Here is a 16,709-nt window from a genome sequence, read left to right as displayed (position 1 = left end):
GACATAATTATAAATTAAAATTTAAAATAAGGAGTGATTAAATGAGTGGTATTTTAGATAAATATGATGAATCAATTAAACTCACTTATAATTACACATATAGAATGCTTATGCATTTAAAAAATATAAAAGAAAACTATAAAAGGTTAGAAAATGCAGATGAAATAACTCTAGAAGTATATAGAGACTCTATAATAAAAAAGTATGAAACCTTAGAAGATTTAACATGGAAATTGTTATCTAAGATCTTTAAATCTGATGGACTTGAGATAAATAATCCTAGAGGATGTTATAAACATGCTTTCAAAGAGGGGTTGATAAAAGATATGATTGTATGGAATGATATACTACTTGCAAGAAATTCAACAGCTCATATATATAATGAAGAAGATTACGAAGAAATAAAAAATAAGATTATAGATAAATATATAGATGCTATAGAAGAGCTTTTAAATAAGGTATCAACGGAGAAGTTATAATATGTATGGAATAGAAGAGAGGACATATAAAAACTTAATTTCATATTTTAATAATAATAAATATATAAAAAGAGTAGTTTTATTTGGATCAAGAGCAAAGGGAAACTATAGTTATAATTCTGATATAGATTTAGGTATATTATGTGATAAAAAATATAAAGGTGCTATAGCAGATGAATTAGATGAACTTGTAGGAGTATATTCTTTAGATATAGTATTTTTAGATAGTATGAATGAAGAAATAAAATTACAAATAGAAAAATATGGAATAGAAATTTATAATAATTTAGATAAGGGCTAAAAATTAATAAGAATAAAATTAAATCTTTTACAGTTTGGTCAAGAAGATTCTAGTGGTAAGCTTTATTTAATACATAAAGTTTATCACTATTTTTATAGTGAAAGGAAGAAAACATGAAAAGTGAATGGAAGAAAAAGTGGGTAGAAGATATTGATTATTTAAAAGAGGAACTTATAAAAAATCATATTAATTTATTTGCTTATACAAAAGAAGATGAGTTTAATAAAAAAATAGAAGAATTAAAGAAAATAATAGATAAGTTAGATTATGAAGAAATGAAGGTAGAAATATCAAGAATTATTGCTTCTATTAGGGATGCACATACAAGTCTTATTTTCCCAGCTAGAAGGTTTATTCCACTTAAGTTTTATTACTTTAATGATGGAGTATATATAATAAATTCTACAAAAGATTATGAAAATCTACTTTTTAAAAAAGTTATAGCCATTGAGGATATGCAAATAGAGAATGTTTTAGAGGAACTTTATAATATTATTTCTTTTGAAAATAATTATTTTTTTAAGGCTCAAAGTATGAAATACCTTCAGATAGTTGAAGTTTTATATGGACTTTTAATAGTTGATGATATGAATAAAATAAAAATAACCTTGGATAATGGTGAACATGAAATTTTACCTGTTTCTATTGAAAATTTAATTTATACAAATGATAAACTACCACTATATGCTAAGAAATCATCTGAAAATCTTTGGTTTACCTATTTAGATAATGAAGAACTTTATATAAAATATAATAACTGTAGAGAAAATGAAAGTGACAGTATACATAATAAAATAGAAAAGATAATATTATTTATTAAGGATAATAATATAAAAAAAGTGACTGTTGATTTAAGAAATAACTTAGGAGGAGATTCAACTTTATTTCAGCCTTTTATTGATTATATAAAGGAAAATAAAGATATAAATAATAAGGAAATTTTAAAGGTTATAATAGGAAGAGAAACCTTTTCTTCTGCTCTTTTAAATGCTTATAATTTTAAAAATAATACTAATGCAAAAATTGTTGGAGAACCAAGTGGAGGGGTGCCTAATTGTTATGGAGAGATTTTAAGAATTACACTTCCAAATAGCAAGCTAGTAGTAACATATTCTACGAAATATTTTAAGCTTATTGAAGATGACTTAATTGATGCTCTATATCCAGATGAAATTGCTTTAGAAACAATTGAAGATTATATAAAAAATATTTAGAACATAAGCTATATAGGACTGAGTAAACAATCTTGTATAGTTTATTTTAAGAAGAAATGTAGTGGGGGAATTATGAAAAAAAGACATTTATTATTAGGAATATTAATTATGTTTAGCTGCATGGTAACTTTAACATCATGTAATAGAAAAAATGTAGATATTAGCAGTGATACAATTTTAAATGACAAACCGAATGAAAAAGTAGAAATTGATGAGAAGATTGAAATTGATAAAAATGTTGAAAAAATTGTGGAGTCAGGATATGAGGGATTAGAAAAGTTATTAGATGAGGAATCATCTAATAGGAAATTTCAAGGGGTGGTATTAGTAGCAGATGGAGATGAAATTGTTTTTGCAAAAGCATATGGATATGCTGATACAGAAGATAAAAGAAAAAATAAATTGACAACACGTTTTGCAATTGCATCAAATACAAAACAGTTTACTGCAACAGCTATAATGCAATTAGTTGAACAAAATAAAATTAGTCTTGATGAAACTATAGACAAGTATTTTCCGGATTATAAGTATGGTAATAAAATTACAATAAAGAATTTATTGCAAATGAGATCTGGTATTCCTGATTATCTTAATGAATTAGATTTATTTATGAAAGATGAAGCCACTATAAATCTTCTTAAAGAGTATGAAAGTAATGTTTATTATGATAAATATGTTGAAGATTATAGATGGTCATCAGAAATGATATTAAAAAACTTGTATCTAACAGAGCTAATATTTGAACCAAATGAAGAATACGATTATTGTAATACAAATTATTATTTGCTTGGATTAATAATTGAAGAAGTAACTGGTATGTCTTTTGGAAATTACTTAAATGAATATATATTTAAACCATCTGGAATGGATAGCAGCAGTATAATACCATTGGATTCTGATGCTAAGGGCCATGGAAGCGATGAATCAGGAGAAATAGTAGCTAATCCTCAATTTACTTATGCTGCTGGTGCAATTTATTCTAATATTTTTGATATGTTTAATTGGAGTAGGGCATTATATAAAGGTGATATTATAACAAGAGAATCTTATGAGAAAATGACAACCCCTGTTGATGACTATGGGTATGGTCTTTTTATAAAAGATAATATTATCAGTCATAGTGGTTATATAGATGGCTTTACTTCAAATACAGAATATGATATAACAAAAGACCGTATTATAATAGTATTAGAAAATATAAATCCAGAAACAGATGATTTAGATGCAAAATATCATACAAATTTAATAAGAGAATATTTAGATGAGTCTGAATAAACACTTTTTTAAGTAAACTTATAGAATTACTTTAAGGAATATATACCCTTCAACAATGCATAAATGTGTTGTTGAGGGGTTAATTTTTATTAACTAAATATGAAATATAGGCTTATTTAACAAAATGATAACTTGTAATTAACAATAATTACCAAGTTTTAATATCCTCTTAAAGAAATTCATTTATAGTAATTATGTAATATGTAAAAGATATAAGGGGAGGATAAAATAATGAGTAAAAGAATAAAGGGTATAATTGCAGCCTTATTAGTAATGACAGGTATTATTACTAATATAAATTCTTCGAAAAGTAACATAGTTTATGCAAATGAAAAAGGTAAAGCTAAAAATGTAATTATGTTGATAGCTGATGGGATGAGCACAGAAGGCGTTACATTAGCTAGGCAAGTAAAAGGTGAGAATTTATCTATGGATGAAATTTCTGTAGGAAGTGTAATTACAAGTTGGGCAAATGGACCAATAACTGATTCTGCACCAGGAGGAACTGTATATGCATCTGGAGAAAAGACTAATAATAAATATATAGGAACATCAGTTAATGATACTCCAATGGCAAGTATTCTAGAAGGTGCAGAAAGTGTTGGAAAAGCTACAGGGATAATAGCTACTAGTGAAATAACTCATGCAACACCAGCAGACTTTACAGCTCATACTAATAACAGAAAGTATTATAATCAAATCTTACAGCAACAAATAAATCAAGATATGGAAGTTGTATTAGGTGGAGGATTCAATAAACCAAGTGGCTTTACATCGGAAGTTTCAGAAGATGAATTTAATACTTATTATGAAGATCAAATAAATAATATTCAAGAAGAGGGTTTCGATTTTATTACCACAAAAGATGAGTTAGAAAGTTATGGTGGAGATAAATTATGGGGTAGCTTTGCTGATGCAGATTTAAAATATGATTTTGATAGACAAAGTGATAATGATAATGTTCAACCTTCATTAGGAGAAATGACTGAAAAAGCAATTGAAGTTTTGAATAAGGATGAAGATGGATTCTTTTTAATGGTAGAGGGTAGTAAAATTGACTGGGCAGCTCATGCTAATAATACAGTAGGGATAGTATCTGATATTTTAGCTTTTGATGAAGCTGTTAAAGTAGCTGTTGAATTTGCAAAAGCTGATGGAAATACAGTAGTAGTTGTAACAACAGACCATGGGAATAGTGGTATATCTATTGGAAGTAACTATTATAATGAAAATATTGAATCATATGATAAGGCAACATATGAAAATACTACTTATATATTAAAGAATGCAAAAATTACTGAAGAAAGATTTAATACAATAGTATCTGGTAAAAGTGATGAAGAAATAATAGCCTTAGCTAAGCAATACTATGGAATAGATTTAACAGATGAAGAGTTATCTATAGTAAAAGGTGAGATAGGAGAAGGGAGACAAGTAGGAATAAGAGAAGTAATAGCAAGAAGAGTTGGAATAGGATATACAACTGGTGGACATACTGGAGAACAAATATATCTTGGAGTATATTCACCATCAAATGTAGAATTATTAGAAGGTGTAGTTGATAATACTGAAGTAAATAAGTATATGCAAAGAGTTTTATTTGGGGAAGAATTATTAAGTTCTTACACAAAAGAAATTTATCAAGATGGTGAAAGTAAATTAAATGAAATAGAAGGAATAACAACTTCTATAGATAAAACTAGTATGCATTCACCAAAGCTTACTATAGAAAGATTAGGTAATATAATTGAAGTAGATTTATACACTAATAATTACAGAATTAATGGAGAAGAGAAGGAGTTAAAAACTGTAATTCCATATATAAATGGCAAGTATTTTATTCCTCAAGAATTAATTGATATTGTTTCTAATTTAGAAGAACATGTTACTTCCATAAATGAAGAAGTTAAAAATGAAAATGTCATAGAAAGTGACATTATAAAAAAAGAAGCAAATAATATTGAAGATAAAGTGGAAATAAAGCTAGAAAATAAAATAAATTCTGTAGAAGTAGGGGGATCAAACTAATGATTTCAAAGAAAACTAGAAATACATTGATTTATAAACTAGGAGCTTTCTTATTAGGATGCACATTTATATTTGGATTGAGTACTCCTATTTCCACTAAAGCAGAAGAGAAAACAGTAAAAAACGTTATTTATTTAATTGCAGATGGCATGAGTGATGGAATACTTACTGCAGCAAAATATTATAATGATATTCAAGATGGAACTTTAGGTAATGATAAATTATCTATGGATGATATTAGAAGTGGATTTGTTAAAACTTCTTGGGCAAATGGTCCAATTACAGATTCTGCACCAGCAGGAACGGCATTATCATCGTCTTATAAGACTAATCCAGGAGTTATAGGATTAACTACTGAAGGAAAGCCAAAGGCAACAATATTAGAAGCAGCAGAATTAAATGGATTATCCACAGGAATAATTGCAACTAGTGAAATAACTCATGCCACACCAGCTGCTTTTTCATCCCATGCTGAAAGTAGACAAGATTATAATTCCATTATGAAGCAACAACTATATAAAGATATGGAAGTTGTACTAGGCGGAGGAAGTGAATTTTTTGAGTCTACTGGTGGTGGGAAAAGAAGTGATGGTAAAGATTTAACAGAAAATATTAAAGCTTTAGGTTATGATTATGTAACTAATAAATCAGAAATGAAAGAAAGTAATTCGGATAAGCTTTGGGGATTATTTGCAAAAAGAGATTTAGCTTATGATTTTGATAGAACTACTTTAAATAATGAAGAAGAGCCTAGTTTAGCAGAGATGATTGAAAAAGCTATTCAGGTTCTAGAAAAAGATGAAGATGGATTCTTTTTAATGGTAGAAGGAAGTAAAATAGACTGGGCTGCCCATGCCAATGATCCATCAGGAGCTATTGGAGATATTTTAGCTTTTGATGATGCAGTTGAAATTGCATTAAATTATGCAAAGGAAAATCAGGATACTATTGTTGTAGTTACAACAGACCATGCTAATAGTGGATTTACTATAGGAAATGAAAGTACAACTAGTGGATATGATGATTTAACATTTGAAGAATCTATAATGCAAATTAAAGATTTTAAATTAAGTGCAGAAAAATTCACATCTTTAATAAAAGATAAAACAGATGAAGAAATTAAAGAATTAATAAAAGCATATTATGGATATACAGATATTACTGATGAAGAGCTTGAATATGCAAAAAATGGGCAAATAAATGAAGTTATGAAGATTAGAGCTAAGCTTGGATATAGTACTGGTGGACATACAGGTGGAGATGTTTATTTAGGTGTTTATGCTCCATATGGTGTTGAAAAACTAAGAGGCACAGTTGATAATACAGAATTGCCAAAATATATTGCAAGTAATTTAAAGTTAAATTTAGATTTAGCAAATGAAACTTTATATGAAGAAATGAAAACTAAATTAGAAGCAGAAAATGCAGAATTTACAGTTAATACAGATGATTTAGAAAATCCATATTTCTTAATTAAAAAAGGAAGTAAAACTTTAAAAGTAATTACTAATAGCAATATAGTAGAAGTATATGTAGATAATAAAAAAATAGAGGATAATGAATTAACATCAGTATCTATATTAATAGGAGATATTGCGTATGGCAATGTAAAGGAAGTAATAGATATACTAAATAAAGATGTTTCTAATGGAACTATAGATGATGATAACAATAATACTAACAATGGAGTAGATGATAATTCTGGATCAAATAAAATACCAATTTCTATAAAGAAGCCATCAACTTCTAAATTGCCTTATACTGGAGCAGTTGTAGGAAGTGGATTTGTAGTATTATTAGGAATAGGCTCTGTAGCAGCAGGAGTATATACTTTAAAAAATAATAAAAATAAACAGTAGGTAATTAAAGAAATAGTGGCAAACTTTATTTATGACATAAAGTTTACCACTATTTTAGTAATTAAATAATGTAAAAAAAGTAATTACATTAGCTTAACGTATACTTAACAATATTAACTTTAAATTTAACATAATTTAGAATATATTAACATAAATTAAATGAGCTTTAACACTAAAAACTTATTTCTTACGATAAAATATAAAAGAAGATGAAAATATAAGTTTTCATATAATTTAGAAATGAGGGAAGAATTAATGAGTAAAAGAACCAAATGTATCATAGTAGCTTTAACAATTTCCATAACAAGTCAAAGCATTATAACAGTTAGTGCTGCAACAAGTGATAATAAATCTATTGAACCACAAAAAGCTATATATGGATATTTTGTTGATGAGTATAAAAAGAATACAGATCCAAATAGTAATAAGCCTGAAACAAATCCCAGTTTAGGATTACTATCTGGATTTTTGAAATTATGGGAACCAGGTGATTCTTGGGATAATGGCACTAAATTAAATGAAGATATTTTAGACGTTAACATTCAAAAATCAATAGAGATTACCTCTCATTTAACAGAAGGAGAGAAAATTAAAACTTACTTATTTGATAGAAGACATCAAAGCTATAGTTCTATTGAGGGATTAGGAGAATATGCTTCTGTATTCAAAGATAAAACTAATGCAGAAACTAGTATATCTGATGTGATTCCTGAGGATGCTACAGAATTAAAATATAACGATAAAGGTAATAGTAATGGGAATTGGGCAGATGAAGATAGTGAATTAGGAAGCATAGTTTCTTTAGTTAATGAACTTAGAGGCAGTTATTCTACTTCTAATCCAAGTAAAAATTATTTTGCATATATGCGCCCCTTTAGATGGAGTGATGAAGTGACTGTTCTTGATACTTTGAAACCTGTTTTGAAACCTGTAGAAGAGGCTCAAAGTGATGGAGGATTTCCTAGTGGACATACTAATGCTGCTTATTTAGCTTCTTATGCTTTAGCTTATGCTGTACCAGAAAAATACAAAGATTTATTAATAAATGCTTCTGATATAGGTAATTCTAGAATATTAGCTGGTATGCATTCATCTTTAGATGTAATTGGAGGTAGGGTTTTAGGAACAGCATTAGCGGCAGCTATTTTAAATGATACGGATAATACTGAATTAAAAGAAAAAGCATATTCTGAAGGTCGTGAATTAACATCAGAATATTTTATAGAGGAACCATTAGAGGAAAAAATAGAAAATTATAAAATGAATAAAGATATTTACTTAGAACGTTTAACATATGGTTTTGAAAAAGTAGGGACTAGTGGTAATGAAATGGTAGTTCCAAAAGGGGCTGAAGTGTTATTAGAAACTCGTTTTCCATATTTAGATGAACTTCAACGTAGATATGTATTAAAAACAACTGGAATAGATTCAGGATATCCTGTTTTAGATGATACAGAAGGCTGGGGAAGATTAAATTTATATGAGGCTAGTAATGGATATGGTTCTTTTGAAACAGATGTAACTGTTAATATGGATGCTAGTTTAGGTGGATTTAATTATGAAGACATGTGGTTAAATGATATTGATGGAGATGGACAATTAAAAAAGAAAGGGACAGGATCTTTAATTTTGGCAGGAGATAACACATATAATGGTGGAACAATTTTAGAAGATGGTTCACTTATAGCATATTCATCAACTGCATTTGGTAATGGGAAAGTGAAAAATAATGGTGGGACGCTCTCAGAAAAAGTTGAAGATGATGTTATAATTAATGATGATTTCATTCAAGATTCTGATGGAACTTTAGATCTGAATTTAGAAAGTAATTCGGATTGCTTAGTTATAAAAGGAAAAGCATCGCTTAATGGTAATTTAAAAGTAAATATTGAAGATGGTTATGAAGTAAATGATAAAATTAAAATAATTGAATATACAGAATTAGAAGATAATAGTCAATTTGATAATATTGAATTTTTAGGCTTATCAAATGATTATAATCCTAAAATAGTTTATGAAAAAGATGGAGTATATTTAGTAAATACTAATGTCGTTAAGGATAATGAAAAATTAAATGTTAATATAGAAGAATTAAAAGCCTTAATTAAAAAAGTAGAATTACTTAAGGAAGATAATTATACTGCTGAAAGTTATAAAGCTTTAGAAGCTACTAAAAATGATGCAAAGTTAATTTTATCTATGGATAATATAAATATTGAAGAAGTTTTAGAAGCAATAACTAATTTAAATAATGCTATAAATAATCTAGTAGGAAGGTCAGGAAATCCAGTTATTCCAGATACTTACTCTAATTCAAATAGTAATAATAATTTAAATGTAAATAAGCCAAGTGGGTTGCCAAAAACAGGTGGTACTAATACTGGAATATCAATTATATTAGGAGTATTAACAACTATTGGTGGATCATTGATATATAAAAAGAAAAAATAAATAATTTAAAAGAAATAATATAATAAATTATACCTTTTTTTATTGTAAATATAATAAAAAAAGGTATAAAATAGTAGTGGAATATAATTTATATAGAGGAGGTTACATATTTTATGTTAAGTAAAAAGTTATTAAAAGCATTAAATGAGCAAATTAACTTTGAATTCTATTCTTCATACGTATATCTTGCTATGGCTGGATATTGTGAATCAATAGATTTAAATGGTTTTGCTAATTTCTTTAGAGTACAAGCAAAGGAAGAGTTAGATCATGCCATGAAGATATATGATTATGTATATCAAAAAAATGGTTCAGTTGTATTAGAACAGGTAGATAAACCAAAATCAGATTATGATGGAATAATTGATGTTTTCGAAAAAGGTTATGAACATGAGCAATTAGTTACTAAAAAAATATATGAATTAACAGATATTGCTTATGAAGAAAGAGAACATTCCACAATTAGCTTATTAAAATGGTTTATAGATGAACAAGTTGAAGAAGAAAATAGCTTTAATTCATTAGTAAAGAGAGTAAGAAGAATTGAAGACAATCCAGCAGGACTTTATTTAATGGATGATGAATTAGCTACAAGAGTGTACACACAAAATACAAATAATTAATTATATAAAAAGAAGTCAATTATTGACTTCTTTTTATATATATTTTATTATTTAGATAATGTTAAAATATGTGTAAGGAGAGTAATTAATGGATAATAATATACTAGTCATAATTGGAATAATAATTATAATTGGATTTATATTTGCAGTAATAAAAAAGGTTGTAAAATTAGCTATTGTTATAGCTATAGTAGGAATACTTTTATCAGGAAATTTTGCAGTAGGAAAGATAATAGAGGAAAAAATTAATAATATAAATAATATTAATATTTCTAGTTTAGAAGATATAAAAGAAGAAATTCCTAGTTTCTTAAATAGATTCGTTAAGATAGAAAAAGGTGATGATACAACAAAAGTAAATATAGATTTATTTCTATATGAGAAAACAATAGAAATAAAATAACTAAGAGAATTGTATAAGATTAAATATTTAAGTTAATCTTATACAATTTTTTTTACTCTTTAGGAAATTATATAGAAGTATTTTTTTATTAACTACATAAATTCTTTATATTATATATGTATAATTAGGTATGAGATAATTAGTGGGGTGATTGTTTGTTTAGCATTTTGTTAGTAGAAGATGAAGAGTCAGTTGCAGAGATCCTAAAGGCATATTTTGAAAAAGAAGGTTATGAAGTTTATCATACAATAAGTGGGATTGAAGCAATTAATATATTTTTATCAAAGAAATTTGATTTGGTAATATTAGATTTAATGTTGCCAGATATAAGTGGTGAAAGGGTATGTAAGATTTTAAGGGAGAAGTCTGAGGCTTACATATTTATGTTAACTGCAAAAGGAGACTTAGAGTCAAGGGTTGAGGGATTAAATATGGGTGCTGATGAGTATCTAATAAAACCCTTTAGTCCAAGAGAAATGATAGCTAGAGTAAATGCATTGTTTAGAAGGTTCGATAAAAAAGAAAATAAATTTTTATATGATGATGGAATTTTAATAGTCGATTCAGAAAGAAGAATTGTAAAACTTAATGATAATAAATTAGCATTTACTCCAAATGAATTTGATATATTAAATATCCTTATAAAAAATAGAGGCATTGCTTTAACAAGAGAACAAATTATAAATAATGTATTCGGAGATAACTTTGATGGATTTGATAGAACTATTGATGTTCACATAAAAAATCTAAGAAAAAAATTAGAGAGTGATACAAAAAATCCTAAATATATTATTACAGTTACGAAGGTCGGTTATCGATTTGGCGGTGTGTTTTAGTGATATCTATAAGAAAAAAATAGGTGTAAGCTTTATAGCAACTTCTATATTAACAATTATTTTTACTATTATTGCTGTTAATATAGTTATAAATATTCAATTTAAAAAATACATGAATGAGGTCCAAGAAAAAAGATATAATAGCGTAGTAACTTATTTTGAAGAAATATATAAGAAAGAAAAAAGCTTTAGTATTGATTCAGGCAATGAGCTAATTCATGAAGCTTTTATGAATAATTATTGTTTAACTCTTATGGATTCAAATAAGAATATTATATGGGGAATGAATCCAGATAACTTAGTTGAAGATTTTTCTTTAAATAATATGCATAGAGAAGAAAAGGGAGTTTTTACATCAAAAATTTTTAATATAAAATACGATAATGAAATTGTAGGTTATATAGAGATAGGGCAATATTCATCTATATTATTAACAGAAGAAGATACTACTTTTATAACATCAATAAATAAAAGTATACTAATAAGTACATTATTAACAATAAGTATAGTAATATTAATAAGTATTTATTTAGCTAAGCAATTTTCTAAACCAATTTCAGAGGTTTCGAAAATATCAGCTCAACTATCACAAGGTAATTTTAATATTAAGTTCAATGGTAATACTAAAATAAGGGAGATGGATAAGTTGAAGGCTAGTATAAATACACTATCAGAAAAGTTAAATAATCAGGACTTATTAAGAAGGCAACTAGTAAGTGATATTTTTTATGAGATAAGAACACCTTTAAATGTTTTACAAAACAATTTAGAAGCAATGATTGATGGAGTGTTTCCAATTACTGTAGATAGACTTATGAAATTAAACTCAGAAGTTATTAGGTTTGGAAATTTATTAGAAAATTTAGACGTGCTAAAGGATTTTGAATCAAAAAATTATACGTTAAGTATCAGGAAAGTAAATTTAGAAGAAGTAATTTTAGACATATATAAAGAGTTTCTGTTAGAAGCACATAACAAAAATATTGAATTAACGTGTGAAATTGATAAGAATAATAATTATATTATAAATGGTGATAAAGATAAATTGAGACAAGTAGTCATTAATATTATTAATAATTAAATAAAATTTAATAGAGTTAATGGGGAGGTTAATATTTGTTTAATGAAAGAAGGAAAAAGAATAGTAATTATAATTAAAGACTCAGGAATTGGAATAAGCCAAAAAGATTTACCATATATTTTTGAACGACTATATAGAGTGGATAAGAGTAGAAATCCTGTTGAAGGAAGTGGTATTGGATTAACTATTGTAAAGAGTATATTAAAACGCCATAATGCTGATATTTTTGTTGAAAGTGAAGTTGGAAAAGGAAGCGTTTTTAAAATAATTTTTTAATATAATTAGAGCTCTATTTTTATAGGGTTCTTTTTCTTTATATAATCTACATATCTTTTTTTTATAATAATACATAGGGAAATTAACCTTAAAATATAATAAATATGATTATTTTATTAGTGTGAAATTGGTGTTTTACATAATTAAATTAAGGAGGTTACTATGAATATAAAAAATGAAAAGTTAAATGTAAATGGAATGGTATGTGGATCATGTGAAAAAAGAATTGAAAAAGAATTGAAAAAATTAAAAGGGGTTAAGTCAGTAAAAGCAAGTTATTTAGAATCTACTGTAGTAATAAAGTATGATTTAGAGTTATGTAATAAAAAAAATATAAACACTATCTTAAATCAATATGGATATAGCATAATAAATAAAAAAAGAAATAATAAAAAAGAAGCAGAATGGATTTATATTATAGGAATTATTATTGTGGCATTATTAATATTGAGACTAGGTAAAAATTCTGGAAGTTATAATATATCAGATAGTCTAATGAATAATGCTGGATTTATAACATTGTTTATTATTGGATTAATATCATCACTTCATTGTGTGGGAATGTGTGGTGGAATAATGATGAGTCAAAGTATAACTATTGATAAAGGTTCCAAATTTGAAAGTTTAAAGTCGGCATTAAAATATAATATTGGGAGATTAATTTCTTATACAGTTTTAGGAGGAATTATAGGTGCAATTGGACAAGTGATATCTTTATCATTAAGTGGACAAGCCGTTATTGCTTTAGTTGCTGGGATATTTATGGTAGTAATGGGTCTTAATATGTATGGATTTAAATCCTTTAGAAAATTATCAATTAAACTACCTTTTTCTAAATGTAGTATTAAAAAGAAAGAGAGTACTCCTTTTATTGTTGGATTATTAAATGGATTTATGCCATGTGGACCATTACAAACAATGCAATTATATGCTCTAGCTACTGGAAGTATTTTAATGGGAGCTGCTTCTATGTTTTTCTTTGCATTAGGGACAATTCCTTTAATGTTAATGTTTGGGGTTATTACTAACTCTTTAAGTCAAAAAAATTCTAGTAGGCTAATAAAAATTAGTGGATTAATAATTATTGTACTTGGTATTTCTATGTCTTCAAGAGGATTAACACTTTTAGGAATAAATATTCCAACAATTGTATCAAGTAATTCTGTAGCTAGTAGTTCAAATGATAAAAATATAAAAGGAAGTAAAGCAGAAATAGTTGATGATAAACAGATTATAAGAGTATCTGCAAATACTTCTGGTTATACCCCTAAAGTAATTTATATTCAAAGGGATACTCCTACAGAATTTATTATAGAAGGAGATAGAATTACTTCTTGTAACAATGAAATAATTATACCATCAATGAATATTAGTAAAAAACTTACCAGTGGTACTAATACAATTACATTTACATCAGAAGATAGTGATATTAATTATAGCTGTTGGATGGGAATGAAAAGAGGAGTGTTAAAAGTAGTTGATGATTTAAGTAGCATAGAGCAGGACGAGGTTTCAGAGAATATTCCTAATGAACAAGAAGTGGAGTTTTATGGAATACCTATTTCAAAGGTAGAAACAGATAGATTAATAGGAACATCAACTTTAAATGATAGTGTACAAACAATTGATGTTAAATATAATATCTTATATAATAAATTAAAAGGAGATGAGAAGTTATGACATTACAGCAATTAAAATATGTAGTAACCGTTGCAGACAAGGGAACCATAAGTAGTGCTGCAAAGGAATTATTTATTTCTCAGCCAAGTTTAACTAATGCAATTAAAGAATTAGAAGAAGAAATGCAAATTACTATATTTAATAGAACTAATAAAGGTATTGTGATATCAAATGAAGGAAATGAATTTCTTGCATATGCTAGACAAGTCCTAGAGCAATTTAATCTTTTAGAAGAAAAATTCTTAAATATAAAGAAACAAAGTCCAAGATTTTCAGTATCTACTCAACATTATTCTTTTGCTGTAAATGCATTTGTAGATGTTATTAGAGAGTTTGGTGGAAATCATTATGATTTTACTCTTAGAGAAACTCAAACTTATGAGATTATTGATGATGTAAGTAGATTAAAAAGTGAAATAGGAATTTTATATACTTCATCTAAAAATGAAGAGGTAATTTTGAAAATTATTAAGCAAAATGGGTTGATATTTGAAAAACTTTTTGTGGCAAAACCGCATGTATTTATTAGTTCAAAGCACCCACTTGCTGAAAAGGATGTAATTACTTTAGAAGAATTAGAAGCTTATCCATACCTATCCTTTGAGCAAGGAGACTATAATTCCTTTTATTTTTCAGAGGAGATTTTAAGCACACTTGATCGTAATAAAAATATAAAGGTAAGGGATAGAGCCACTTTATTTAACCTTGCAGTTGGTTTAAATGGGTACACTGTAAGTTCAGGAGTAATAAGCAAAGAACTTAATGGAGAAAACATAATTGCAAGACCACTTATGGTGGATGAATATATGTGTATTGGTACTGTTCTACAAAAGAATATGTCTCTAAGTAGATATGGAAAGGCATACATGGAGGCTTTAAGGAATCATGTTAGTGCTTATATGAAATAAAACTCAGTTTTATAATTTATAAATTGATATAGTATTAAGAATAGAATATACATTTGATATAGTTTAAAGCTATATTAAACGTATATTTTTTTGTATTTTTCAATTATAAAAAATTAATTTATACTAAGTTTATAATATAGATAGGGATAGGAGAGAATTAATATGAGTAAAAATTCACCATTTAAATATGATATTGTTGGAAGCTTTTTAAGACCAGACTATTTAAAGAAAGCTAGAAAAGATTATGCAGAAGGAAACATAAAAAAAGAAGAATTAAAGAAGGTAGAAGATAAGGCTATTATAGAATTAATTGAAAAGCAAAAAGAAGTTGGCCTACCAGTTATTACTGATGGAGAATTCAGAAGAAGTTCTTGGCATCTAGATTTTATGTGGGCATTTAATGGAGTTGGACATAAAAAAACAAAGAGTGGCATTCCGTTTCATGGAGAACCAGCATTAATTGATGATACATTCCTTACAGGAAAAGTTTCTGTTAATAAACATCCTTTTGTAGAGCATTTTAAATTTGTAAAAGAATTTGAAGATGAAAACACAGTTGCACGTCAAACAATACCTGCACCAGCACAATTTTTATTTCAAATGATTACAGCAGATAATATAAAAAAGACTAGGGAAATATATCCTAATGAAGAAGAGCTTATTAATGATATTGCAGAAGGATATAAAAAAGTTATTGGAGATTTATATGAGGCTGGATGTAGAAATCTTCAATTTGATGATTGCACATGGGGAGTATGTGTTGATCCAAATGCATGTTTTATTCTGGGAACAAATGAAGATGGATTACAAAAAATAATTGAAAAATTAATTAGAATAAATAATCTATCTATTGAAGGAAAACCTAAGGATATGGTAATTAATACTCATATATGTCGTGGAAATTTTCATTCAACATGGGCTTGTGAAGGATCATATGATAGGGTGGCAAAAGATCTTTTTGCAAATGAAAATGTAAATGCTTTTTATTTAGAATTTGATGATGAGCGTTCAGGTGGTTTTGAATCATTAAAATATATAAGTAATAATAAAAAAGTGGTATTAGGACTTATAACTACAAAATCACCTGTACTTGAAAGTAAAGAAAATATAATAAATCGTATAAAAGAAGCGGAAAAATATATTCCTTTAGAAAGGTTATGCTTAAGCCCACAATGTGGTTTTGCATCAACTGAAGAGGGAAATAAGCTTACAGAAGAAGAACAGTGGGCAAAATTAAAACTAGTCAAAGAAATAGCTAAAGAAGTTTGGAATTAATAATATAAAAATATAGGATA

Annotated in this window: 13 protein-coding genes and 1 pseudogene; all 14 read left to right on the top strand. The window is 26.8% G+C overall.

Going from position 1 to position 16,709, the window contains the following annotated elements:
- Nucleotides 1-41: 41 nt before the first annotated feature.
- Entirely contained in the window at nt 42-479 is a 438-nt protein-coding gene (locus ACQPVP_RS07490) for an HI0074 family nucleotidyltransferase substrate-binding subunit (protein WP_430840930.1), read from the top strand.
- Nucleotide 480: 1 nt separating this feature from the next.
- A complete protein-coding gene (locus ACQPVP_RS07485; protein WP_430848680.1) occupies nt 481-780 on the top strand; it encodes a nucleotidyltransferase domain-containing protein in 300 nt (99 codons plus the stop codon).
- Nucleotides 781-893: 113 nt separating this feature from the next.
- A complete protein-coding gene (locus tag ACQPVP_RS07480) occupies nt 894-1,994 on the top strand; it encodes a peptidase S41 (protein WP_430848678.1) in 1,101 nt (366 codons plus the stop codon).
- A gap of 72 nt (nt 1,995-2,066) precedes the next feature.
- Nucleotides 2,067-3,269, top strand: coding sequence for a serine hydrolase domain-containing protein (locus ACQPVP_RS07475; protein WP_430848676.1), 1,203 nt, complete (start codon nt 2,067-2,069; stop codon nt 3,267-3,269).
- A 231-nt stretch (nt 3,270-3,500) separates the two neighbouring features.
- The gene (locus ACQPVP_RS07470) at nt 3,501-5,297 is read left to right on the top strand and encodes an alkaline phosphatase (protein ID WP_430848674.1); all 1,797 of its coding nucleotides are present in this window, start codon (nt 3,501-3,503) and stop codon (nt 5,295-5,297) included.
- The gene (locus tag ACQPVP_RS07465) at nt 5,297-7,156 is read left to right on the top strand and encodes an alkaline phosphatase (protein WP_430848672.1); all 1,860 of its coding nucleotides are present in this window, start codon (nt 5,297-5,299) and stop codon (nt 7,154-7,156) included. The genes ACQPVP_RS07470 and ACQPVP_RS07465 overlap by 1 nt, the downstream gene beginning before the upstream one ends.
- A gap of 255 nt (nt 7,157-7,411) precedes the next feature.
- Complete coding sequence (locus tag ACQPVP_RS07460) at nt 7,412-9,607, top strand: phosphatase PAP2 family protein (RefSeq protein WP_430848670.1); 2,196 nt, start codon at nt 7,412-7,414, stop codon at nt 9,605-9,607.
- Nucleotides 9,608-9,720: 113 nt separating this feature from the next.
- Complete coding sequence (locus tag ACQPVP_RS07455; RefSeq protein ID WP_430848668.1) at nt 9,721-10,230, top strand: ferritin; 510 nt, start codon at nt 9,721-9,723, stop codon at nt 10,228-10,230.
- Nucleotides 10,231-10,318: 88 nt separating this feature from the next.
- Nucleotides 10,319-10,633: a hypothetical protein gene (locus tag ACQPVP_RS07450; protein WP_430848666.1), complete on the top strand. Its 315-nt coding sequence runs from the start codon at nt 10,319-10,321 to the stop codon at nt 10,631-10,633.
- A gap of 155 nt (nt 10,634-10,788) precedes the next feature.
- Nucleotides 10,789-11,469 (top strand): response regulator transcription factor, encoded by a 681-nt coding sequence (locus tag ACQPVP_RS07445; RefSeq protein WP_430848664.1) that lies wholly within the window; start codon nt 10,789-10,791, stop codon nt 11,467-11,469.
- 283 nt (nt 11,470-11,752) lie between these two features.
- Nucleotides 11,753-12,826 (top strand): annotated as a pseudogene (locus tag ACQPVP_RS07440) (ATP-binding protein).
- A 162-nt stretch (nt 12,827-12,988) separates the two neighbouring features.
- Nucleotides 12,989-14,506, top strand: a complete 1,518-nt coding sequence (locus tag ACQPVP_RS07435) for a sulfite exporter TauE/SafE family protein (protein WP_430848662.1) — start codon at nt 12,989-12,991, stop codon at nt 14,504-14,506.
- Complete coding sequence (locus ACQPVP_RS07430; protein ID WP_430848660.1) at nt 14,503-15,414, top strand: LysR family transcriptional regulator; 912 nt, start codon at nt 14,503-14,505, stop codon at nt 15,412-15,414. The genes ACQPVP_RS07435 and ACQPVP_RS07430 overlap by 4 nt, the downstream gene beginning before the upstream one ends.
- A 162-nt stretch (nt 15,415-15,576) precedes the next feature.
- Nucleotides 15,577-16,689, top strand: coding sequence for a 5-methyltetrahydropteroyltriglutamate--homocysteine S-methyltransferase (locus tag ACQPVP_RS07425; protein ID WP_430848658.1), 1,113 nt, complete (start codon nt 15,577-15,579; stop codon nt 16,687-16,689).
- The last annotated feature ends 20 nt before the right edge of the window (nt 16,690-16,709 follow it).

Origin of the sequence: Clostridium nigeriense, assembly GCF_050585265.1 — a bacterium.
In the GTDB taxonomy this organism is placed as follows: Bacteria; Bacillota; Clostridia; order Clostridiales; family Clostridiaceae; genus Clostridium; species Clostridium nigeriense_B.
The sequence above is the reverse complement of the archived record's forward strand: the minus strand, read 5'-3'. Positions and strand labels throughout refer to the sequence as shown.

Coding starts and splice junctions, on each gene's coding strand:
- ACQPVP_RS07490 (WP_430840930.1), top strand. CDS start 42: ATGAGTGGTATTTTAGATAAATATGATGAATCAATTAAACTCACTTAT.
- ACQPVP_RS07485 (WP_430848680.1), top strand. CDS start 481: ATGTATGGAATAGAAGAGAGGACATATAAAAACTTAATTTCATATTTT.
- ACQPVP_RS07480 (WP_430848678.1), top strand. CDS start 894: ATGAAAAGTGAATGGAAGAAAAAGTGGGTAGAAGATATTGATTATTTA.
- ACQPVP_RS07475 (WP_430848676.1), top strand. CDS start 2,067: ATGAAAAAAAGACATTTATTATTAGGAATATTAATTATGTTTAGCTGC.
- ACQPVP_RS07470 (WP_430848674.1), top strand. CDS start 3,501: ATGAGTAAAAGAATAAAGGGTATAATTGCAGCCTTATTAGTAATGACA.
- ACQPVP_RS07465 (WP_430848672.1), top strand. CDS start 5,297: ATGATTTCAAAGAAAACTAGAAATACATTGATTTATAAACTAGGAGCT.
- ACQPVP_RS07460 (WP_430848670.1), top strand. CDS start 7,412: ATGAGTAAAAGAACCAAATGTATCATAGTAGCTTTAACAATTTCCATA.
- ACQPVP_RS07455 (WP_430848668.1), top strand. CDS start 9,721: ATGTTAAGTAAAAAGTTATTAAAAGCATTAAATGAGCAAATTAACTTT.
- ACQPVP_RS07450 (WP_430848666.1), top strand. CDS start 10,319: ATGGATAATAATATACTAGTCATAATTGGAATAATAATTATAATTGGA.
- ACQPVP_RS07435 (WP_430848662.1), top strand. CDS start 12,989: ATGAATATAAAAAATGAAAAGTTAAATGTAAATGGAATGGTATGTGGA.
- ACQPVP_RS07430 (WP_430848660.1), top strand. CDS start 14,503: ATGACATTACAGCAATTAAAATATGTAGTAACCGTTGCAGACAAGGGA.
- ACQPVP_RS07425 (WP_430848658.1), top strand. CDS start 15,577: ATGAGTAAAAATTCACCATTTAAATATGATATTGTTGGAAGCTTTTTA.